At 67.2% G+C, this 20,736-nt stretch carries 22 protein-coding genes and 1 pseudogene; 17 read left to right on the top strand and 6 right to left on the bottom strand.

The genetic code is table 11. The features are described 5' to 3' along the window. Together CUJ89_RS25995 and CUJ89_RS25990 are read left to right on the top strand one after the other, a co-directional pair. Nucleotides 1–1,194, top strand: a complete 1,194-nt coding sequence (locus CUJ89_RS25995; protein ID WP_114180227.1) for a pyridoxal phosphate-dependent aminotransferase — start codon at nucleotides 1–3, stop codon at nucleotides 1,192–1,194. 41 nt (nucleotides 1,195–1,235) lie between these two features. After that, on the top strand, nucleotides 1,236–2,246 hold the full coding sequence (locus CUJ89_RS25990) for a succinylglutamate desuccinylase/aspartoacylase domain-containing protein (protein WP_114180226.1): 1,011 nt from the start codon (nucleotides 1,236–1,238) through the stop codon (nucleotides 2,244–2,246). Nucleotides 2,247–2,321: 75 nt separating this feature from the next. Here CUJ89_RS25990 and CUJ89_RS25985 read toward each other — a convergent pair whose 3' ends face one another. Continuing rightward, nucleotides 2,322–2,543, bottom strand: a complete 222-nt coding sequence (locus tag CUJ89_RS25985; protein WP_201752333.1) for a hypothetical protein — start codon at nucleotides 2,541–2,543, stop codon at nucleotides 2,322–2,324. A 96-nt stretch (nucleotides 2,544–2,639) separates the two neighbouring features. On the opposite strand from CUJ89_RS25985, the gene CUJ89_RS25980 reads away from it, so the two are divergent. From CUJ89_RS25980 to CUJ89_RS25950, 7 genes are all read left to right on the top strand, one after another. Continuing rightward, nucleotides 2,640–5,012 (top strand): MCP four helix bundle domain-containing protein, encoded by a 2,373-nt coding sequence (locus CUJ89_RS25980; RefSeq protein WP_114180225.1) that lies wholly within the window; start codon nucleotides 2,640–2,642, stop codon nucleotides 5,010–5,012. A gap of 22 nt (nucleotides 5,013–5,034) precedes the next feature. Next, nucleotides 5,035–5,763: a methyl-accepting chemotaxis protein gene (locus CUJ89_RS25975; protein WP_114181563.1), complete on the top strand. Its 729-nt coding sequence runs from the start codon at nucleotides 5,035–5,037 to the stop codon at nucleotides 5,761–5,763. After that, nucleotides 5,760–6,332, top strand: coding sequence for a hypothetical protein (locus CUJ89_RS25970; protein ID WP_114180224.1), 573 nt, complete (start codon nucleotides 5,760–5,762; stop codon nucleotides 6,330–6,332). Before CUJ89_RS25975 ends, CUJ89_RS25970 begins: the two co-directional genes overlap by 4 nt. Before the next feature lie 22 nt (nucleotides 6,333–6,354). Beyond that, entirely contained in the window at nucleotides 6,355–7,314 is a 960-nt protein-coding gene (locus tag CUJ89_RS25965; RefSeq protein WP_114180223.1) for a chemotaxis protein CheX, read from the top strand. A 29-nt stretch (nucleotides 7,315–7,343) separates the two neighbouring features. Continuing rightward, complete coding sequence (locus tag CUJ89_RS25960; RefSeq protein WP_006486240.1) at nucleotides 7,344–7,709, top strand: response regulator; 366 nt, start codon at nucleotides 7,344–7,346, stop codon at nucleotides 7,707–7,709. Between the two features lie 209 nt (nucleotides 7,710–7,918). Further along, nucleotides 7,919–8,371, top strand: a complete 453-nt coding sequence (locus CUJ89_RS25955) for a DUF3592 domain-containing protein (protein WP_114180222.1) — start codon at nucleotides 7,919–7,921, stop codon at nucleotides 8,369–8,371. Between the two features lie 139 nt (nucleotides 8,372–8,510). Beyond that, nucleotides 8,511–9,305 (top strand): enoyl-CoA hydratase, encoded by a 795-nt coding sequence (locus CUJ89_RS25950; protein WP_114180221.1) that lies wholly within the window; start codon nucleotides 8,511–8,513, stop codon nucleotides 9,303–9,305. A gap of 162 nt (nucleotides 9,306–9,467) precedes the next feature. Here the strand turns inward: CUJ89_RS25950 and alr are convergent, their stop codons facing one another. After that, nucleotides 9,468–10,589, bottom strand: coding sequence for an alanine racemase (alr, locus tag CUJ89_RS25945; protein ID WP_114180220.1), 1,122 nt, complete (start codon nucleotides 10,587–10,589; stop codon nucleotides 9,468–9,470). 293 nt (nucleotides 10,590–10,882) lie between these two features. Here alr and CUJ89_RS25935 point away from each other — a divergent pair, with 293 nt between their 5' ends. Beyond that, nucleotides 10,883–11,254 (top strand): MAPEG family protein, encoded by a 372-nt coding sequence (locus tag CUJ89_RS25935; RefSeq protein WP_114180218.1) that lies wholly within the window; start codon nucleotides 10,883–10,885, stop codon nucleotides 11,252–11,254. 18 nt (nucleotides 11,255–11,272) lie between these two features. Here the strand turns inward: CUJ89_RS25935 and CUJ89_RS38970 are convergent. Then, nucleotides 11,273–11,416, bottom strand: a pseudogene (locus tag CUJ89_RS38970) (LysR family transcriptional regulator); the annotation flags it as partial. Between the two features lie 390 nt (nucleotides 11,417–11,806). On the opposite strand from CUJ89_RS38970, the gene glnH reads away from it, so the two are divergent. From glnH to CUJ89_RS25895, 7 genes are all read left to right on the top strand, one after another. Beyond that, nucleotides 11,807–12,559: a glutamine ABC transporter substrate-binding protein GlnH gene (glnH, locus tag CUJ89_RS25925; RefSeq protein WP_114180217.1), complete on the top strand. Its 753-nt coding sequence runs from the start codon at nucleotides 11,807–11,809 to the stop codon at nucleotides 12,557–12,559. Nucleotides 12,560–12,625: 66 nt separating this feature from the next. Continuing rightward, nucleotides 12,626–13,282, top strand: coding sequence for a glutamine ABC transporter permease GlnP (glnP, locus tag CUJ89_RS25920; protein ID WP_114180216.1), 657 nt, complete (start codon nucleotides 12,626–12,628; stop codon nucleotides 13,280–13,282). Further along, nucleotides 13,279–14,007, top strand: a complete 729-nt coding sequence (gene glnQ / locus CUJ89_RS25915; RefSeq protein ID WP_006750170.1) for a glutamine ABC transporter ATP-binding protein GlnQ — start codon at nucleotides 13,279–13,281, stop codon at nucleotides 14,005–14,007. Before glnP ends, glnQ begins: the two co-directional genes overlap by 4 nt. A 20-nt stretch (nucleotides 14,008–14,027) precedes the next feature. Then, complete coding sequence (locus tag CUJ89_RS25910; protein WP_114180215.1) at nucleotides 14,028–15,077, top strand: C45 family autoproteolytic acyltransferase/hydolase; 1,050 nt, start codon at nucleotides 14,028–14,030, stop codon at nucleotides 15,075–15,077. A gap of 15 nt (nucleotides 15,078–15,092) precedes the next feature. Next, the gene (locus tag CUJ89_RS25905; protein ID WP_114180214.1) at nucleotides 15,093–16,427 is read left to right on the top strand and encodes an aspartate aminotransferase family protein; all 1,335 of its coding nucleotides are present in this window, start codon (nucleotides 15,093–15,095) and stop codon (nucleotides 16,425–16,427) included. Between the two features lie 36 nt (nucleotides 16,428–16,463). Further along, complete coding sequence (locus tag CUJ89_RS25900) at nucleotides 16,464–17,018, top strand: carboxymuconolactone decarboxylase family protein (RefSeq protein WP_114180213.1); 555 nt, start codon at nucleotides 16,464–16,466, stop codon at nucleotides 17,016–17,018. A gap of 162 nt (nucleotides 17,019–17,180) precedes the next feature. Beyond that, nucleotides 17,181–17,975, top strand: coding sequence for an extensin (locus tag CUJ89_RS25895; protein ID WP_114180212.1), 795 nt, complete (start codon nucleotides 17,181–17,183; stop codon nucleotides 17,973–17,975). 109 nt (nucleotides 17,976–18,084) lie between these two features. Here the strand turns inward: CUJ89_RS25895 and ahpF are convergent, their stop codons facing one another. The 3 genes from ahpF to CUJ89_RS25880 form a co-directional block, all read right to left on the bottom strand. Next, entirely contained in the window at nucleotides 18,085–19,683 is a 1,599-nt protein-coding gene (gene ahpF, locus CUJ89_RS25890) for an alkyl hydroperoxide reductase subunit F (protein WP_114180211.1), read from the bottom strand. A 119-nt stretch (nucleotides 19,684–19,802) separates the two neighbouring features. After that, on the bottom strand, nucleotides 19,803–20,366 hold the full coding sequence (gene ahpC / locus CUJ89_RS25885; RefSeq protein ID WP_027782763.1) for an alkyl hydroperoxide reductase subunit C: 564 nt from the start codon (nucleotides 20,364–20,366) through the stop codon (nucleotides 19,803–19,805). A 135-nt stretch (nucleotides 20,367–20,501) separates the two neighbouring features. After that, entirely contained in the window at nucleotides 20,502–20,711 is a 210-nt protein-coding gene (locus CUJ89_RS25880; RefSeq protein WP_114180210.1) for a CopG family transcriptional regulator, read from the bottom strand. Between the last annotated feature and the right edge of the window lie 25 nt (nucleotides 20,712–20,736).

Genomic DNA, 20,736 nt, shown 5'->3' with positions numbered 1-20,736 from the left:
ATGAACTATTCGAAGCTGGTCGATCGTCTGCAGGGCAAGCGCACGACCGCATGGGACATTCATTACGCCGCGCAGCAGGCGGTCGCGGCCGGTGAGCCGGCGATCATCCTGAGCGTGGGCGACCCGGATTTCGCGACGCCCGACGTGATCGTCGAGCGCGCGGTCGCCGCGCTGCGCGGCGGCGACACACACTACAGCGAAGTGCGCGGCCGCGCCGAACTGCGTGCGGCGATTGCGCGCGAGCACGCGAAAGCGTCGGGGCAGGCGGTCGGCCCCGAGCACGTGATCGTGACGGCCGGCGCGCAGAACGCGCTGTTCGCGATGGCGATGTGCCTGTGCGAGGCCGGCGACGAGGTGATCGTGCCGGAGCCGATGTATCTCACCTACGAGGCGAGCGTGCGCGCGTCGGGCGCGACGCTCGTGCCGGTGCCCGTCGACGCGTCGCGTGGCTTTCATCTCGACTTCGACGCGCTCGAAGCGGCCGTGACGCCGCGCACGAAGGAGATCTTCTTCGCGACGCCGTGCAACCCGACCGGCGTCGTGATGCCGCGCGCCGATCTGGAGCGGATCGCGCGGCTCGCATGCGAGCGCGATCTGTGGGTCGTGTCCGACGAGGTGTATGCGGCGCTGACGTTCGAGCGCGACATGGTCAGCATCGCGTCGCTGCCGGGGATGGCCGAGCGGACGGTGACGATCGGCAGCCTGTCGAAATCGCATGCGATGCCGGGCTGGCGGGTCGGCTGGGCGATCGGCCCGACGGAGCTGATCGAGCATGCGGAGCGGCTCGCGCTGTGCATGCTGTACGGGCTGCCGGGTTTCATCCAGCAGGCGGCTGTCACGGCGCTCGACAACAAGGCCGCGATCGTCGCGGACATGCGCGAACTCTACCGGCGCCGCCGCGACCTCGCGTACGCGCGCCTGCGCGACGTGCCGGGGCTGCGCTGCCTGCTGCCGGAGGCCGGGATGTTCATGATGGTCGACGTGCGCGGCACGGGGCTCGACGCCCATGCGTTCACATGGGGGCTGTTCCGCGCGAAGCAGGTCGCGCTGCTCGACGCGAGCGCGTTCGGCGATACGGCATCGGGTTTCGTGCGCTTCGGCTTCGTTGTCGACGACGCGCAACTGGCCGACGCGTGCGAGCGCATTGTGGCCTTCGTCGCGAGCGTCGGCTCCGGTGCGCGTTCATCGTCGTGAACCATCGTGAATGACGCACCGATCCTGAAGGAGACAAGACGATGATCGAAACGCTGACGTGGCAGGTGCCGGGCGACGGCGGGCAGCCGCTGGCGATCCGCGCATGGCGGCTGTCGGCCGGCGACGGGCCGCGCGTGCACCTGCAGGCCGGCGTGCATGCGGACGAGATCGCGGGCATGCTCGTGCTGCACCGGTTGCTGCCGCAACTGTGCGCGGCGCACGATCGCGGCGTGCTGCGCGGCACGGTGACGGTCGTGCCGCAGGCGAACCCGCTCGGGCTCGCGCAATTCCGGCAGGGGCGGCTGCTCGGTCGCTTCCACGAAACGACGCACCGCAATTTCAACCGGCATTTCCATGAATCGACGGCCGCGCGCCGGCCCGCGACGACATTCGCCGCGTGGCAGCGCACGCTGTTCGGCGCCGCGTGCGAAGCCGATATCGTGCTCGATCTCCACACCGATTCCGAAGCGCTGCCATACGTGTACCTGCATCGCGACCTGTGGCCGGCCGGCCGCGATCTCGCGGCGGCGCTCGGCGTCGATGTCGCGATCCTGTGGGACGAGGACGACGACGGCGCGTTCGAAGGCGCCGTCGCCGCGCACTGGGCGCGCGATGGCGGCCTGCGCGACCGGTTCGTCGCGACCGTCGAGCTGCGCGGGCAGTCCGACGTGTCGGATGCGCTCGCCGAACGCGACGCCGACGGCGTGCTTGCGTTCCTGCGCGGCCGCGGCGTGATCGCGGAGTCACCCGGCGCGCATGACTGGCACGGCGAAGCCGTGCCGATCGCGCACATGGAAACCGTGCTCGCGCCCGTGTCGGGCGTGCTCGTGTACGAACGCGAACTCGGCGCGACGGTCGAGGCCGGCGAGCGCGTCGCGCGGATCGTCGCGCATCCGGGCGTGCCCGGCAGCGAACATGTGCTGGTCGCGCCGCAGGCCGGGCGCATCGTCACGCGCAACCGCGAGCGTCTGGTCGCGCAGGGCGACGTCGCACTGAAGCTGACGGGTTCGCGGCCGTCGGCCGGCTGGTCGGGCGGCGCGCTCGATCCGTGAACGACGACGCGGGCCGGCGAGGGCCCGCGCATCGAATCCGGTATTTTCCGCAAGAAGGGGCGGAAACAAATCGACTCACGCGATAATGCGCAAACGTTTTACCGGTATTGAATAAAATCGATTCGGCGGAATACGATTAAAACAATGAAGATCCGCTGCTTTGCCGATTCGGCAAAGCGTGCAGCCGCGCGGGTCATGGAGTCCAGAGGTTAACGGCAGGCCCGCGAGAAACTTTAGACTTTTCCCGCCACAAATAACCATTGCATTTTCCTCAATGATCGATTGATTAACGGTCATCGGACAGTCATACACCATCCCCGATAATTCGGCGCTCACATTCTTTCAATAGACCAAAGGGCGATCGAAGCCGGATCGCTGCGGGGAGCTGGACTCATGACCATCCGTCATCGCATTACGCTGCTAGTCGTCCTGACGTTCTTCGCGCTGTCCGCGATCGGCATCTATGCCGTGTACCAGACGCGCAAGAGCGCATCCGAGGTGCGCCAGGTCACCCAGGGAATCGTGCCGAGCGCGCTCGCGTCGGCGGATCTCGTCGCCGATGTGAAGAACATCCAGATCGCGACGATGACGCTCGTCTACGCGCCCGATGCGAATACCGCCGCGCAGGCGCGCGACGAGCTGAAGGCGAAGCAGGCCGCGCTGCGCGCCGCGCTCGATGTGCAGGCGAAATCGGCGGTCGGCCGCGCGCAGGAAGGCCTCGTCACGCAGGCGAAGGACAGCGCCGCGAACTATTTCGCGGCGATCGACGACACCGTGAAGATGAGGACGGACGGCAAGGCCGAGATGGCGCAGGCCTACCTGTTCGCGAACGTCGCGCAGTATCGCGACGAACTCGAAAGCATCGTCGACACGCTGCGCGTCGAGAAGAACCGCCAGAAGGACGACGCGATCAGCGCGCTGAACGGGATGCTCGCGACCACGGCGACCGCGATCGCGGGCGTCGCCGGCACGGTGATCGTGCTGCTGACCGCGCTCGGCTTCGTGCTGTATCGCCAGATTACGCGCCCGCTGATCGGGATGCAGACGATGATGAGCGAGATCGCGACGAGCCAGGATTTCACGCGCCGCGTGCCGGTGGGGCGGATGGACGAGATCGGCCATTCGATCGTCGCGTTCAACGGGATGATCGAGAAGATCCAGGAGAACGCCGCGCAGCTCAAGCAGAAGACGGCGGACATCCAGGCGATGCTGCAGAACATGCAGCAGGGGATCCTGACCGTCGTCGAAGGCGGCGTCGTGCATGCGGAGTATTCGGCGTACCTCGAAACCATCTTCGAGACCAACGACATCGCCGGCCGCGACCTGATGACGCTCGTGTTCGACGACTCGGGGATCGGCGCCGACGCGCGCTCGCAGGTCGACGCGGCGGTGCACGCATGCCTGGGCGAAGACAGCATGAATTTCGATTTCAACGCGCACCTGCTCGTCAACGAAGTCGCGAAGCGGATGCCGGACGGCCGCGAGAAGTGGCTCGACCTGAGCTGGTCGGCGATCACCGACGAGACCGACACGGTCGTGCGCCTGATGCTGTGCGTGCGCGACGTGACCGAGATTCGCGAACTGACCGCGCAGGCCGGCGAGCAGCAGCGCCGCCTCGAGATGATCGGCGAGATCCTGTCGATCAGCCAGGACAAGTTCCACGACTTCGTGCACAGCGCGAAGGGCTTCCTCAGCGACAACGAGCGGATGATCCGCCAGCACGAGCGCGCCGATCACTCGATCGTCGCGGCACTGTTCCGCAACATGCACACGATCAAGGGCAATGCGCGCACGTACAGCCTCCAGCACCTGACGAACATCGTCCATGAAGCGGAACAGGCGTACGAATCGCTGCGCCGCGCGGACGGCGGCCCCGAGTGGAACCGCGACGCGCTGATGGACGATCTGGCGCGCGTACGCGAGGCTGTCGACCATTACGCGACGATCAACGCGGTCACGCTCGGCCGCAGCGGCGAACCGGTACAGGGCGGGGCCGACTACCTGATGGTCGAGCGCGCGCACATCAGCGAAAGCTTGCGCGTGCTCGACGGCGCCGATCCGGCGAATGCGGCCGACTGGCATGCGGCGCGCGATGCCGTGCGCCGCATGCTGAGCCAGCTCGGCACGCAGGGCATCGGCGACGCGCTCGGCGGCGTGATCGAGTCGCTGCCGTCGCTCGCGGCCGAACTCGGCAAGCCGGCGCCCGTCGTGCATATCGACAGCCACGGCCATCGCGTGCGCAGCGAGATCGGCGCGACGCTGAAGAACGTGTTCATGCACCTGCTGCGCAACGCGATCGACCACGGAATCGAATCGTCGGACGAGCGGCGCGCGGCCGGCAAGGCGGCGTCCGGCACGATCGACATCGCGGTGGGCGTGGGCGGCGGCGAGCTGTGGTTCGTGCTCGGCGACGACGGCCGCGGCCTCGCGCTCGACCGGATTCGCGGCATCGCGCGCGAGCGCGGCTGGATCGATGCCGACAACGAAGCGGCGCTGTCCGACGACGCGGTGGCCGAACTGATCTTCCGGCCGGGTTTCTCGACCGCGCACGCGGTGACCGAAGTGTCGGGGCGCGGTGTCGGCATGGACGCGGTGCGCAGCTTCCTGAAGCGCGACGGCGGCGATATCGCGCTGCGCTTCACCGACGATCGCGTCGGCGCGCCGTATCGCGCGTTCGAGACGATCGTGTCGCTGCCGGCACGCTTCGCGGCGGACGGCGCGGTGCATGAGCACGCGCGCATCGCTGATATCGGCGTAGCGGAGTGACAAAGTGATCGTGCAGGCGTGGATGATCCAGATTGCCGCCGCGCTGGCGGGCGGCGTTGTCGTCGCGGTGGTGGCGGCGGTCGTGTTTCGCGTGACGCGCAAGCGGCTCGTCGCGGCGATGGAACACGACGCGGCCGCGTTACGCGGCGCGCTCGACGCGGCCGACGCGCGAGCCGAACAGGCGGCGTCGGCACATGCGGAGGCGGCCGACACATGGGCACACCGCGAGGCGCAGCTCGAGGATGCGCTGGCGCGCGAGGCCGCCGCGACCGGCACGCAGCGCGACATGCTGCAGGCGCTGTCGGCCGACCGCGCCGCGCTTGCGCAGCATGCGATGAAGATCGCCGACGAAGCCGCGCGCCTGCGTGGGCTCGCCGGCACGTTCGAGCGCTGGCACGAGCAGATGATCTCGCTGACCACGCAGAACCAGGACATGCGCGCGAAGAACCACGAACTGTCGGCGATCGTCGCGCATGTGTCGATCGTGTCGCTGAACGCGTCGATCGAGGCCGCACGTGCGGGCACGGCCGGGCGCGGCTTCTCGATCGTCGCGAGCGAGGTGCGCGGGCTGGCCGCGCGTTCGCAGCAACTGTCGAACAGCTATCGCGACAGCCTGAACCGCAACGACCTCGTGACGGCCGCGACGTTCCAGGACATCCAGGCCGGCGGCAAGATGATCACGGCCGCGCTCGCGACCGTCGAGACGCTGGCCGGGCAACTGCACGCGCGGGTCGAAGGAGAGGCGGCGTGATCAGCGCGCAGGCGAAGGCCGGCTTCGAGCGGATCTTTTTCGATGCGGCGCGCACGCGGCTCGCGTCCGGCGGCGTGTGCGACATCCGGCCGTCCGTCGGCGACGCGCACGATCACGCGCGCGCGAAGTCCCGATCGACGCCGAAGGTGCCCGAGCACGTCGCGGTGCTGACGATCTCGGCGCTGCATTTCCGCCTGCTGCTCGCGCTGCGCTTCAGCGACGACGATTCGACGCGCCGCCGCTTCGCCGGTGCGACGGTGGGCACCAGCAGCCAGCGGCCGCTGCCCGAAGCGTTCATGGAAGTCGCGAACCTGTGCTGCGGCGCGATCAACCAGGCGCTGACCGCGCCGTTTCCCCATCTCGGGATGTCGACGCCTTACCTGCTGAGCGGCGCGAGCATCGACTACCTGCCCGCGCTCGCGCCCGACCACGTGGCCGCGTACGACCTGACGCTCGACGGCGACGTGCGGGTCGGCGCGACGCTGTGCGTGTGCGCGAACGCGCCGGTCGATTTCCATGTGCCGGAAACGGCCGCGGTGGATACCGGCGGCGAGCTCGAACTGTTCTGACCGACCATTAGGAACCCTTGAGATGACCGAAGACCAACCCGTCAGCAAGGTGCTCGTGCTAGACGACAGCCGCGCGCACGCCGACGCGATCAAGCGTTTCTGCGACGAGCACAACCTGGTCGGCCTGACCGTGCGGCGCAACCGGCTGCTGAAGGTGCTGCGTTCGAACATCGATCTGGGCGCGATCCTGCTCGCCGAGGACTACGGCGGCTCGCCGGCCGAGAGCGCGATCATCGCGACGCAGATCGATGCGCTGCGGCCCGAACTGCCGATTATCCTGCGCCGCGAATCGCTCGCGTCGCGCGACGGGCTGCCCGACGCGCTCGCGCGCGTCGCGTGCGCGGCCTACGTCGCAGACGACATGACGCCGCTCAAGCGCGCGATCGACGAATACCTGTTCGGCCGCGACTATCCGAACGCGCTCGTGCGCGGCATCTCGGAGATCACCGAGGCGCGGCTCGACAGCCTGTTCCCGGGCATGACGATCGAGCGCGACACGCCGTGCATCGTCCGCGACCAGATCATCTTCGGCGAAGTGTTCAGCCTGATCGCGCTCGAAAGCGCATGGTGCCGCGGCTACATGCTGCTGCAGACGAGCGAGCAACCGTTGCTCGACATGCTCGGCGGCACGCGCGACGACGGCCGCGCGCCGGATTTCCGCGACGTGAACAGCGTACTCGGCGAGCTGACCAACCTCGTGTGGGGCGCGTTCAAGAACCGCTATCTGGGCGACGCCGAGGCGCTGGCGCGGCATCCGGTGCAGGTGCCGCTCGTCGTCAATCACAAGCAGAAGTTCATCTCGTTCGGCGGCGACTGTCCGCAGCTCTGCTTCAAGTACCGGATGACCGACCCGGCATCGGGGCGGTCCGTCTGTCTCGACCAGCGTTTCGTGTTCAGCCTCAGCTGGTCGCCGGAGGATTTTCGCGAATCGGTGCAGGACGTGGGGCTGATGGTCGAATCGGGTGAACTCGAACTGTTTTGAAGTCCGCAATAAAGAAAGGGGAATACGGCATGGCAAAGATTCTGGTGGTCGACGATTCGGGCACGGTGCGCGACGAGGTCGCGGGTTTCCTGCGCAATCACGGGCTCGACGTTGCGACGGCGGTCGACGGCAAGGACGGGCTCGCGAAGCTCAAGGCGACGCCCGGCGTGCGCCTCGTGATCAGCGACGTGAACATGCCGAACATGGACGGCCTGACGATGGTCGAGAAGATTCGCGGTGAACTCGCGAACACGGCGGTCAACGTCGTGATGCTGACGACCGAAAGCAGCCCGGCAATGAAGGAGCGGGGCAAGGCCGCCGGCGTGAAGGGCTGGATCGTGAAGCCGTTCAAGGGCGACGCGGTGCTCGACGCACTGAAGAAGCTGGCGGGCTGACGCGCGGGTCGCGAGCGGCGGATAGCGCGCAATTTACGGCGCACCGCGATGTCCGTATCCTGCCGGATGCCGAGGGCGGCGTGCCTGTGCGTCATGCGCATCACGCCCGGCATCCACGACAATCAGGAACGGGACATTCCTATGAAAATCGATCGAACAGTGCGCGCGCGGCGCAGGCGCGATGCGGGTACGCCCGTAGGGCCGGCGAGATGACGTCCGAATCCGCCCGTGCCGCCGCGCGGCACATGGAGATGCTGATCCTGAAGGGCATCGTGTTCACCGTGGTGGGCACGTGCATGCTGATCGGTGTCTTCATGTGGGCGCAGTCGACGCGCGCGTTCCTGCGGACGTCGATCGTCGTGCCGGGCCGTGTCGTCAAGCTGAATGCGGGCCCGCATCATCCCGAGATCGCGTTCACGACGCTCGCGGGCGAGCATGTCGAATACCCGCAGGGCGGCGACGTCAGCGTGCCGGACGGCGCGACGGTCGAGGTGCGCTACGCGCCGGAGGCGCCCGCGATGACCGCGCGGATGAATACGTTCGGCGCGATCTGGGGCGGGATGCTGACCCTCGGCGGCATGGGCGCCGTCTTTTTCCTCGCCGGCATCGGGCACTTGTGGCCGGGCGTGCGAGCGTGGCGCAGCGGGCGCACGCGCGCCTGACCGCCGGCATTGCGCCGCGACTGGACGCCGCACGGAATGTGGAGGACCATTTCACCGACATGCCGCGAACGCGCGTGCACCATCGCCGCCCGTTCGTGCCGCACCGAATCCTGCCGAATTCTCCGTCGAGCGGAACATCATGGAACCCAATCACGAGACCGACGAGCCGATCCTGTTGCGCGAGGTACGCGACGGCGTCGTCACGCTGCGGCTGAACCGGCCGCAGCAGTTCAACGCGTTATCCGAAGCGATGCTCGCGAGCCTGCACGATGCGTTCGACACGCTGGCGGCCGATCCGCACGTGCGCTGCGTCGTGCTGGCCGCGCAAGGCAAGGCGTTCTGCGCAGGCCACGATCTGCGGCAGATGCGCGGCAAGCCGGCGCTCGACTACTACCGCACGCTGTTCGCGCAATGCAGCCGCGTGATGCTTGCGATGCGCGCGTTGCCGGTGCCGGTGATCGCACGCGTGCAGGGCATCGCGACGGCGGCCGGCTGCCAGCTCGTCGCCGCATGCGACCTCGCCATCGCGGCCGATACTGCGCGCTTCGCGGTATCGGGCATCGATGTCGGGCTGTTCTGTTCGACGCCGGCCGTCGCATTGAGCCGTAACGTCACGGCGAAGCGCGCGTTCGACATGCTCGTGACCGGGCGCTTCGTCGATGCGGCGACGGCCGCTACGTGGGGGCTCGTCAACGAGGCCGTGCCTGAAGACGCGCTCGATGCGGCCGTCGCGCGCAAGGTCGCGGAGATCGTTGCGAAGAGCGCGGCCGCGGTGCGGTACGGCAAGCAGATGTTCTACCGCCAGCGCGAGTTGCCGCTCGACGAAGCCTATGCGTATGCGGGCGACGTGATGGCGCGCAACATGATGGAAGAAGATGCGGGCGAAGGGATCGACGCGTTCCTCGAGAAACGGAAACCGACGTGGCGTTCGTAACGCGTTGCCGGACGCGGGCAGGGAACGCGTCGGAAGGGCCGTAACGCGTTTTCGCCGGCCCGGGTTTCTGGTTCGCCGGAACGCAAACGGGCCGCCCGAGGCGGCCCGCAAGTGACGCGGCATGCGCGGCGACGCGGCAGCGCGCCGCCGCATTGACCGGGGTTAGCGCCCGTAGCTCCCGGTCCGCAGCGCCGGCTGTACCGTCGACACGCCGGGCGGCACGATCACGACCGGCACGCGGCGCGCGAGCGCGCACATCAGCTCGTAGCCGATCGTGCCGCTGGCTTCCGCGACGTCGTCCACCTTCACCTGGTCGCCCCACAGTTCGATGCCCGACCCGATGCCCGCATTCGGGCACGGCGTCAGGTCGACGGTCAGCATGTCCATCGACACGCGGCCGACGACGCGCGTCATCACGCCGTCCACCGCGATCGGCGTGCCGGTCGGCGCGTGGCGCGGATAGCCGTCCGCGTAGCCGCACGCGACGACGCCGATCCGCATCGGCTGGTCGGCCGTGAAGCGGCGGCCGTAGCCGACGGTTTCTTCCGGCGACAGCGTCTGTACGCCGATGATCTTGCTCGTCAGCGTCATCGCGGCCATCAGCGGCGTGTCGGCGATATGCCGTGACGCGCCCGTCGGCGACGCGCCATACAGGATCGTGCCGGGTCGCACCCAGTCGCGGTGCGCGCGCGGATGCCACAGCACGGCCGCCGAATTCGACACCGAGCGCTCGCCCGGAATCCCCGCCGTGGTCGCGTCGAACTGCTCGAGCTGCCAGTCGACCTCGCCTTCGTCGGCGTTCGCGAAATGCATCATCAGCGTGATCTTGCCGATCGACGGCGTGTTCGCCGCGCGTTCCCACGCGGCGCGAAAGGCGCCGGGCCGGTAGCCGAGCCGGTTCATCCCGGAATTCATCTTGAGCTGGATGTCGATCGGCTGCTGCGGCTTCGCCGCGATCAGCAGGTCGAGCTGCTCGTCGCAGTGCACGGCCACCGTCAGCCGGTGGCGATCGGCCAGCTCGACGTCGGCCGGCTCGAAGATCCCTTCGAGCAGCAGCACGGGCTTGTCCCAGCCGAGTTCGCGCACGCGCACGGCTTCGTCGAGATCGAGCAGCGCGATGCCGTCGGCGGCCGCGAGGCCCGGGTAGATCCGTTCGATGCCGTGGCCGTATGCGTTGGCCTTGATCACGGCCCACACGCGCGATTGCGCGGCGGTATGGCGGATGAAGTCGAGGTTGTGGCGGACGGCGTCGGGGCGGATATGGGCGACGATGGGACGGGGCATGGCGATGGCTCGGGTCGGATGTCGGACGGTGTGCGGCACGATCGGCAGGCTGGCGCGGTAACGCGCCGAGCCAGTGTTGGGCACTATCTTATTGGTGTTCGACCAGTTTTAATTAACGTATTTGCGGACGATTTGGTGGAAATTTTGGTGGCGAACCGGGCTGGTCGGGCCGTCGGCGGCCCGTGCGGCCGAGCCCCCCGTCTAGAAAATCGGTGCGCGAACAGCGCGGCGCAATGCTAAGCTCTCGGCGATCTTGTCATTGATCAATGTAATCATAAAAGGAGGAGACTTTGATGACGACGTCCCAGCTGTGCCTGTTCATCGTGGCGCTGTTGCCGTTCCCGCTGACGTTCCTGGCCAAGGCCCGCAAGGGCTACGACAACCGTGCGCCGCGCGCGTACCTGGCGAAGCTCGAAGGCTGGCGCGCGCGGGCGCAGGCCGCGCACCAGAACGCATGGGAAGCGCTTGCGCTGTTCACGGCCGCGCTGGTCGTCGCGTGGCACAACGGCGCGAACGCGCACCACGTCGACCAGCTCGCGATGGGCTTCGTCGCAATCCGCGTCGCCTATACGCTGATGTACCTGCTGAACTGGGCGTCGCTGCGTTCGCTCGTGTGGTTCGGCGGGATGGCGTGCGTCGTCGCGCTGTTCTTCGCCGCGCCGTGACGGGCCGGTGAACAGACCCTAGGCGCCGCCCGCGCCCCGCGCGTGACTGTCGTTGGATGCGGGTGCAACGATCTTGGTGACGCACGGCGGCGCATCCGCTTCGCGGCGCAGGAACGCGATCAACGGATCGAGCAGCTGGTGTCGCGTCGCCGTCCGGCGTTGCCGCGCGCATTCCGCACCGTTCGTTGAGCCGCGCCGGCGGTTGCCGGCTTCGCGCACACGGTCAGCCCGGCACCGCGCCGCGTTGATTTGCCGACCGTCCGCACCCGGCGCCGCCATCCTCTCCTCACGCTCCGCCATCCTCCCGCGATCCGGCGGGGCGTTTCGCCCCGGCAATCTCCTCCCTTTCCTCCGATCTATCCGGCCCGCGCGGCTCGGGTTTGTCTCGATGCATTTATCCGTTGCGGACTTTTTTGTTGTCGTAGTATCGCCATTGACAACACTTGTTGCACTAAGGTCTAATTCGACATCGCATGTTGCGGTGCGGCTTGATGTCGTCGTTCCCGCCGGCCGGCTGGCCGGCCACATCGCTCAATCATGCGGAGAGAAACCATGAGTCGCCGTTCCTTCCTGAAAGCCGTCGCGGTGGTCGCCGCGCTCGGCGCAAGCCTCGCGCACGCGGATACCAGGACGCTCGTCGTCGGGACCGATACGTCGTTCATGCCGTTCGAGTTCAAGCAGGGCGACAAGTACGTCGGCTTCGATCTCGATCTGTGGGCGGAAATCGCGAAGGACCAGGGCTGGAAATACACGATCCAGCCGATGGATTTCGCGGGCCTGATTCCGGCGCTACAAACGCAGAACATCGACGTCGCGCTGTCGGGGATGACGATCAAGGAGGAGCGGAAGAAGGCGATCGACTTCTCCGCGCCGTACTACGACAGCGGCCTCGCGGCGATGGTGCAGACCGGCAACACGACGATCAAGTCGATCGACGACCTGAACGGCAAGGTGATCGCCGCGAAGACGGGCACCGCGACGATCGACTGGATCAAGGCGCACCTGAAGCCGAAGGAGATCCGCCAGTTCCCGAACATCGACCAGGCGTATCTCGCGCTCGAGGCCGGGCGCGTCGACGCGGCGATGCACGACACGCCGAACGTGCTGTTCTTCGTGAACAACGAAGGCAAGGGCAAGGTGAAGGTCGCGGGCCAGCCGGTCAGCGGCGACAAGTACGGCATCGGCTTCCCGAAGGGCAGCGCGCTCGTGCCGAAGGTCAACGCGTCGCTCGTGAAGATCAAGGCCGACGGACGCTACGCGCAGATCTACAAGAAGTGGTTCGGCGCCGAGCCGCCGAAGATGTGAGCGTGACGGCGCATCAGCGCGCGGCCTCGGGGCCGCGCGAGTCTTGAATCGAACGGGGAGCGACAAGTGAATTTCGATTGGTCGGCGATCTGGGCGGCGCTGCCGGACCTGATGGACGGGGTCCGGTTGACGGTGTTCATCGCACTTTTCGGGCTGGTGGGCGGCTTCATCGTCGGGATGATCGCGGGCATGTTCCGCGCATACGGACCGAAGGCGATGAACGTGCTCGTCCAGGTCTATATTGAATTGATTCGCGGCACGCCGATCGTCGTGCAGGTGATGTTCCTGTATTTCGCGCTGCCGTTGCTCGCGCACATCCGCATCGACGGCCTGACGGCCGCGATCATCGCGATTACGGTGAATTCCGGCGCGTATCTCGCGGAAGTGGTGCGCGGTGCGCTGCTGTCGATCCCGAAGGGGTTGACCGAAGCGGGGCTCGCGATGGGGTTGTCGATGCCGCGCGTGCTGCTGAAGGTGGTCGGGCCGCTGGCGTTCCGGCGGCTGATTCCGCCGCTCGGCAACCAGTGCATCGTGAGCCTGAAGGACACGTCGCTGTTCATCGTGATCGGCGTCGGCGAACTGACGCGCAAGGGGCAGGAAATCATCGCGGGCAATTTCCAGGCGGTCGAGATCTGGAGTGCGGTGGCCGTCATCTACCTGATACTGACCGGCGCGATGACGCTGACGCTGCGGCTCGTCGAAAAGAGGATGCGGATCTTATGAGCATGATCGAATTCCAGAACGTGTCGAAGAGCTTCGGCCATGTACCGGTGCTGAAGAACATCGACCTGAAGATCGACGCGGGCGAGGTGGTCGTCGTGGTCGGCCCGTCGGGCTCGGGCAAATCGACGATGCTGCGCTGTATCAACGCGCTCGAGAAAATCACGGGCGGCGAATTGCTCGTCGACGGCCAGAGCGTGCGCGGCAACGCGACGACGATCCGCAACATCCGGCTCGAGGCCGGCATGGTGTTCCAGCAGTTCAACCTGTTTCCGCAAATGACCGCGCTCGAGAACGTGATGTTCGGGCCGACCCAGGTGCGCGGCGCATCGCGCGCCGACGCGCGCGACCAGGCGATGGCGCTGCTCGACAAGGTCGGCCTCGAATCGCGCGCGAATCATTACCCGTCCGAGCTATCGGGCGGCCAGCAGCAGCGCGTCGCGATCGCGCGCGCGCTCGCGATCCGCCCGCGGCTGATGCTGTTCGACGAGCCTACCTCCGCGCTCGATCCGGAATTGCGCCACGAAGTGCTGAAAGTGATGCAGGATCTCGCGACCGAAGGGATGACGATGATCGTCGTCACGCACGAGATCGGCTTCGCGAAGCGGGTCGGCACGCGCCTGCTGTTCATGGATCAGGGCGGGATCGCCGAGGACGGCCATCCGGTCGACCTGATCGACCGGCCGCCGACGCCGCGCCTGAAGGAATTCCTGAAACACGTGTCCTGAACGAAACCGAAACATTCGACATGCCGCTTTTCCTTTCTCCCGTCATCGCCGGTGAGCCGTTCGACATCGGCGTGCGCCTCGGCGAGCTCGCCCGTCCCGTGTTCGACGCGTACATGCAGCAGAGCAGTGCGTGGCAGGCCGTGCGCCGCTGGCGCGGCGATCCATTCGTCGATGCGCTGCGGCAGGCCGCGCTGGCCGCGTACCCCGATCTCGTCGCGGAACTGGACGGGATCGCGGCGGGCATCGGCTGGCCGGCCGACGACATCTTTCTGTGGAACTGCCGCGGCGAGCTGATCCACAATGCGCCGGACGGCTGCACGACGCTGGCCGCGCGCGACGCGGACGGCACGCGCTGGATCGCGCACAACGAGGACGGCGATCCGTTCCTGCGCGAGCGCTGCCTGCTCGTCGACGTGCAGCCTAAGGGCAAGCCGGGCTTCATCAGTTTCTACTACCCCGGTTCGCTGCCGGGCCATACCTTTGCCGCGAACCGCGTGGGCATCGCGCAGGCGATCAACAACCTGCGGATCCGGACGCCCGCGCCGGGCGTGCCGCGGATGATCCTCGCGCGCGCCGTGCTCGATGCGACGTCGCTCGACGCGGCGGCCGACGTGCTGCGCGGCCATGCGCGCGCGAGCGGCTTTCATCACACGCTCGGCGCGACCGGCGATGCACGGCTGCTGAGCATCGAGGCGAGCGCGGCGCGCTGCTCGGTCGTCGACGTGGCGAGGCTCGCGGGTCACGCGAACCATCTCGTGCATCCCGGCTGCGACGCGGAAGCGCAGATCGTCACGCAATCGTCGGCCGACCGCCAGCGCCGCGTCGACGCGCTGACGCCCGGCATCGACGCGATCGACGAAGCCGCGCTGCTGCGCGTGCTCGGCGATCGTGCGCCGCAAGGGCTGCCGATCTACCGCGACGATCCGGCCGATCCCGACGACGAGAACACGCTGGCAACGGCGGTGTTCGCGATCGGCGCGGCGGCGATCGACGTTACCGTTCACCAACACGGCACGCAGCGTTTCGCGACGCGCATCGTGCCGTCCGGACGCGCGCACGGCGCGTCCTGATCCATGAGGCAACGCATGACGACCGTTTTTCATCGCGCTCCGCGCGCTACCTTGCCCGTCGCCGTCGCAGGCGACGGCATCGAGATCATCGACTCGACCGGCAAACGCTATATCGACGCATGCGGCGGCGCGGCCGTCTCGTGTCTCGGCCACAGCAACCAGCGCGTGATCGACGCGATCAAGCGGCAGGCGCAGCAACTGGCGTACGCGCATACGTCGTTCTTCACGACCGACGTGGCCGAGGAACTGGCCGACCGGCTCGTCGATGCCGCGCCGGCCGGCCTCGAACACGTGTATTTCGTGTCGGGCGGCTCCGAGGCAATCGAGGCCGCGTTGAAGCTCGCGCGCCAGTATTTCGTCGAGAAGGGCGAGCCGCAGCGCCGCCATTTCATCGCGCGGCGCCAGAGCTATCACGGCAACACGCTCGGCGCGCTCGCGATCGGCGGCAACGCGTGGCGGCGCGAGCCGTTCCTGCCGCTGCTGATCGAAGCGCATCACGTGAGCCCGTGCTATGCGTACCGAGACCAGCAGGCGGGAGAAACCGACGAAGCGTATGCGCAGCGTCTGGCGGACGAGCTCGAACGCAAGATCGTCGAACTCGGCGCGGAAGACGTCGCGGCGTTCGTCGCGGAAACGGTGGTGGGCGCAACGGCCGGTGCGGTGCCGCCGGTGCGCACGTACCTGAAGAAGATCCGCGCGGTGTGCGACAAGTACGGCGTGCTGCTGATTCTCGACGAGATCATGTCGGGGATGGGGCGCACGGGCTACCTGTACGCGTGCGATGAAGACGGCGTCGCGCCCGACCTGATGACGATCGCGAAAGGGCTCGGCGCGGGCTACCAGCCGATCGGCGCGACGCTCGTCAGCGACCGCATCTACCGGACGATCGTCGACGGGTCGGGCTTCTTCCAGCACGGCCACACGTACCTCGGCCATGCGACCGCATGCGCGGCCGCGCTCGAGGTGCAGCGCGTGATCGCCGACGAGAAGCTGCTCGACAACGTGAAGGCGCGCGGCGAGCAACTGCGCGCGTCGTTGCGCGAGCACTACGGCGCGCATCCGCATGTCGGCGACGTGCGCGGCCGCGGGCTGTTCGTCGGCGTCGAACTCGTGTGCGATCGCGACACCAAGGCGACCTTCGATCCCGCGCTGAAGCTGCATGCGGCGGTCAAGCGCGAAGCGATGCAGCGCGGGTTGATGGTGTATCCGATGGGCGGGACGATCGACGGCGTTCACGGCGATCACATCCTGATCGCGCCGCCGTTCATCTGCACTGCGCAGCAGATCGATACGATCGTCGAGCGCCTGTCCGGCGCGATCGACGCGGCGCTCGCGTCGGCCGGTGCGTGACGGCATCGATGCACTGAACCTCACCGGATCATCACCATGACAGACAGACTGCCACCATTTGATCCCGCCTCGGCCAGCGACGCACAGAAGGCCGTGCTGGCCGAGATTCTCGGCGGCCCGCGCGGCAACCTGAACGGGCCGTTTCTCGGCTGGATCGCGAGCCCCGAGCTGGCCCAGCACGCGCAGCGGCTCGGCGCGTTCTGCCGCTATCGCACCGGCCTGCCGCTGCGGCTGTCGGAACTCGCGATTCTCGTGACGGCCGCGCGCTGGCGCTCGCAGGCCGAGTGGCACATCCACCATCCGATCGCGCTCGACGCGGGCGTGCCGGCCGCGACAGCCGACGCGATCCGGCGCGGCGTCGCGCCCGCATTCGAGTCGGACGACGATGCGCTGATCCATGCGTTCGCGAGCGAGCTGTACGACACGCGGCGCGTGAGCGACGCGACGTTCGCGCGTGCGGAAACCCGCTTCGGCCACGAAACCGTCGTGAATCTCGTTGCGCTGCTCGGCTACTACGCGCTCGTCGCGATGACGCTCAACACGTTCGGCATGCGCGCGAACGGGCAAACCGATTTGCCGTTTCCGGAGTAACGGCCGCGCGTTGACCGTGCCGGAACAGGGGCGGCGATACGTCTGACGAACGCTTTGCCGATGTGGTGCCGGCATCAATGCAACCAAATGTATTCATGCGGGATCAACGGCCGATGGCCGCGTATGATGGCTTGTTCACGACGATATGATCGGTGAGCAAGCATGACGAGTACCCGCAAGACATTGATGATCGCCGGAGGGCTCCTGGTAGCCGCGGCCGGCACCGCATACGTGATGCTTCTGCGCGCGGACCACCGTGCGATCGAAGACGCCGGCATCGGCGATTCGGCCGCGCCTGTTGCCGCGGCGCCCGCGAGCAACGAGCACGCGGTGCAGGGCACCATTGCGCCGCCGGCACCGGCCGCCGCGCTGGCAGCCCGTGCCGACAAGGCACCGCAACCGGCGGCTGTCGCGCCGCCTCCACCCGCACCGGCGCCCGCGCCGGCAGCACCCGCGCGCGTCAGCGCCGCACCTGCATCTGTCCCCGCCGTTCCAGCCGTTCCGGTAGTCAGCGAGAAAGCGCAGCCGGTGGCGAAGCCGAGCGCACCGCCGCCGAAGGTCAACGTCGTGACGGTCGATGCGCAGGATTCGACCCCGCCGGCCGCACAACCGGCACCGCCGGCCGCGCCGGCGCAGGTCACGCAACGTGCGCCGCGCAAGCGCGACGGCCTCGAACGCCACGTGGCCGCAGCACCTGCCGCAACAACAAAATCCGAAACGCCGGAGACGGCCGCGCTCGTCAGGGAATCGGCGAAGCTCGACCCGTCGTTGCCGCCTCCGTCGATGTCGTCGACGTCGTCGATGTCGGCGGGCACCGGTTCATATCGGCAAGGCGGTTCGTCGTCGGGCGCGAATCCGGTGGCCGCCGCGATGACCGAGCAACTGGTCAGGCAATCGAGCAATTTCAAGTCGACGACGCCAGCACCGGCGAACGGCAGCCCGACCGCGACCAAGTAACCGCGATCGGCTTCGGAACAAAAAGGACCCCGCACGCCGACCAAGGCATGCGGGGCCAAGAGAGACAAACCGTTGTACCGACGTGCCGCCGACGTGCCGCCGACGTGCGTTACGCGGCGACCGCTTCTTCGGCCTGCGGCCGAGCGGCTGCTGCCGGCGCCACGTCCTGCCGGATCAGGTGGTCGAACGCGCCGAGCGATGCCTTCGCACCTTCGCCGACCGCGATCACGATCTGCTTGAACGGCACCGTCGTCACGTCGCCGGCCGCGAACACGCCCGGCACCGACGTCGCGCCGCGCGCATCGACGACGATCTCGCCGTGCTTCGACAGTTCGACCGTGCCTTTCAGCCATTCGGTGTTCGGCACGAGGCCGATCTGCACGAACACGCCTTCGAGATCGATGCGTTTCGTTTCGCCCGAACCCAGATCCTTGTAGACGAGCCCGTTCAGCTTGCTGCCGTCGCCGGTCAGCTCGGTCGTCTGCGCCTGCGTGACGATCGTCACGTTCGGCAGGCTGCGCAGCTTGCGCTGCAGCACTTCGTCCGCGCGCAGTTGCGCGCCGAATTCGATCAGCGTGACGGTCTTCACGAGGCCGGCGAGGTCGATCGCGGCCTCGACGCCCGAGTTGCCGCCGCCGACCACCGCGACGCGCTTGCCCTTGAACAGCGGGCCGTCGCAGTGCGGGCAGTATGCGACACCGCGATTGCGGTATTCGCGCTCGCCCGGCACGTTGATTTCGCGCCAGCGCGCGCCGGTCGCGAGAATGATCGTCTTCGCCTTCAGCACCGCGCCGTTCGCGAGGCGGATCTGGTGCACGTCGCCCGGAATCAGCGCGTCGGCGCGCTGCACGTCCATGATGTCGACGTCGTACTGCTTCACGTGCTGCTCGAGCGCGGTCGCGAACTTCGGCCCTTCGGTTTCCTGCACCGACACGAAGTTTTCGATCGCCATCGTATCGAGCACCTGGCCGCCGAAACGCTCGGCGACGACGCCCGTCGCGATACCCTTGCGCGCCGAGTAGATTGCCGCGGCCGCGCCTGCCGGGCCGCCGCCGACGATCAGCGTGTCGAACACCGGCTTGGTTTCGAGCGACTTCGCGGCGCGCTCGCCGGCGCCCGTATCGAGCTTCGCGAGGATTTCCTTCACGCTGCTGCGGCCCTGGCCGAACGATGCGCCATTCAGGAACATCGTCGGCACGGCCATGATCTGGCGCGACTCGACTTCATGCTGGAACAGCGCGCCGTCGATCGCGACGTGACGGATGCGCGGATTGATCAGCGACATCACGTTCAGCGCCTGCACGACTTCCGGGCAGTTCTGGCACGACAGCGAGAAATACGTTTCGAACGCGTAGTCGCCATCGAGCGCGCGGATCTGTTCGATCACGTCGTCGTCGAGCTTGATCGGGTGGCCGCCCGTCTGCAGCAGCGCGAGCACGAGCGACGTGAATTCATGACCCATCGGGATGCCGGCGAAGCGGATGCCGGCCGGCTTGCCGGGCTCGCCGATCGAGAACGACGGCTTGCGCTCGGCGTCGTCGCGGCGTTCGGTTACGGTCACGCGATCCGTCAGCGACGCAATCTCGTTCAGCAGCGCCAGCAGTTCCTGCGATTTCGCGCTGTCGTCGAGCGAGGCGACGAGTTCGATCGGGCGCGTGATTTTTTCGAGGTACGCTTTCAGTTGGTTCTTGAGATTGGCGTCGAGCATGGCGTTTCGGATTCCGTATTGATTGTTCTGGTCGGGCACGTCGTGCCGGAGGAGGGCGCGGGCCTCGCGATGCGGCGGCCCGCCGTCGCGCGCCTCGTGCGAGGCGCGCGGAGCGATCGTCAGATCTTGCCGATCAGGTCGAGCGACGGGGTCAGCGTTTCCGCGCCCGGGGTCCACTTGGCCGGGCACACTTCACCCGGGTGCGCCGCGATGTATTGCGCAGCCTGCACCTTGCGCAGCAGTTCGCCAGCGTCGCGGCCGATGCCGTTGTCGTGGATTTCGCACAGCTTGATCTCGCCTTCCGGGTTGATCACGAACGTGCCGCGCAGCGCCATCCCTTCTTCCTCGATCAGCACGTCGAAGTTGCGCGACAGCGTGAGCGTCGGATCGCCGATCATCGGGTACTTGATCTTGCCGATCGTGTCCGACGTGTCGTGCCATGCCTTGTGCGTGAAGTGCGTGTCGGTCGACACGCCGTAGATTTCGACACCCAGCTTCTGGAATTCCGCGTAACGGTCGGCGAGGTCGCCCAGTTCGGTCGGGCAGACGAACGTGAAGTCGGCCGGGTAGAACACGACGACGGACCACTTGCCCTTGAAGTTCTCGTCGGAAACGGTCACGAAATCGCCGTTGTGGTATGCGGTTGCCTTGAACGGCTTGATTTGGGTGTTGATGATCGGCATCTGGTGATTTCCTTTGCTTCAGTGGTGAGTGGAGTGTTGCCAGTATCCGGGTTCACCCTGAAGTTGTGAAATTGCTTGTTTCAATCCGAGGCATCGGAAATTCCTATCTGCTTCCGGCCCTTGATTGCGTGGGCTTCACCACTCCGAGCGCAAGCTCTCCAGACCGGCGACCGCGCGGCCCTTCCATAGACCGAACACATCGTCAGCGAGTGTCACCGCGTGCTGCGTGATATACGCATCGATTGCGTCACGGATGATCTCGGCCGGGGAACTGCTATTGATCGCCGCGATGATGGTCAGCGCCGCGTGCAGGTCATCCGACAGATCGACAGGAACTCTGGTCATTGCTACCTCCGTTATGTGACACGCC

The organism is Burkholderia pyrrocinia, assembly GCF_003330765.1.
In the GTDB taxonomy this organism is placed as follows: Bacteria; Pseudomonadota; Gammaproteobacteria; order Burkholderiales; family Burkholderiaceae; genus Burkholderia; species Burkholderia pyrrocinia_B.
This window is presented reverse-complemented; position numbering and strand designations above follow the sequence as displayed.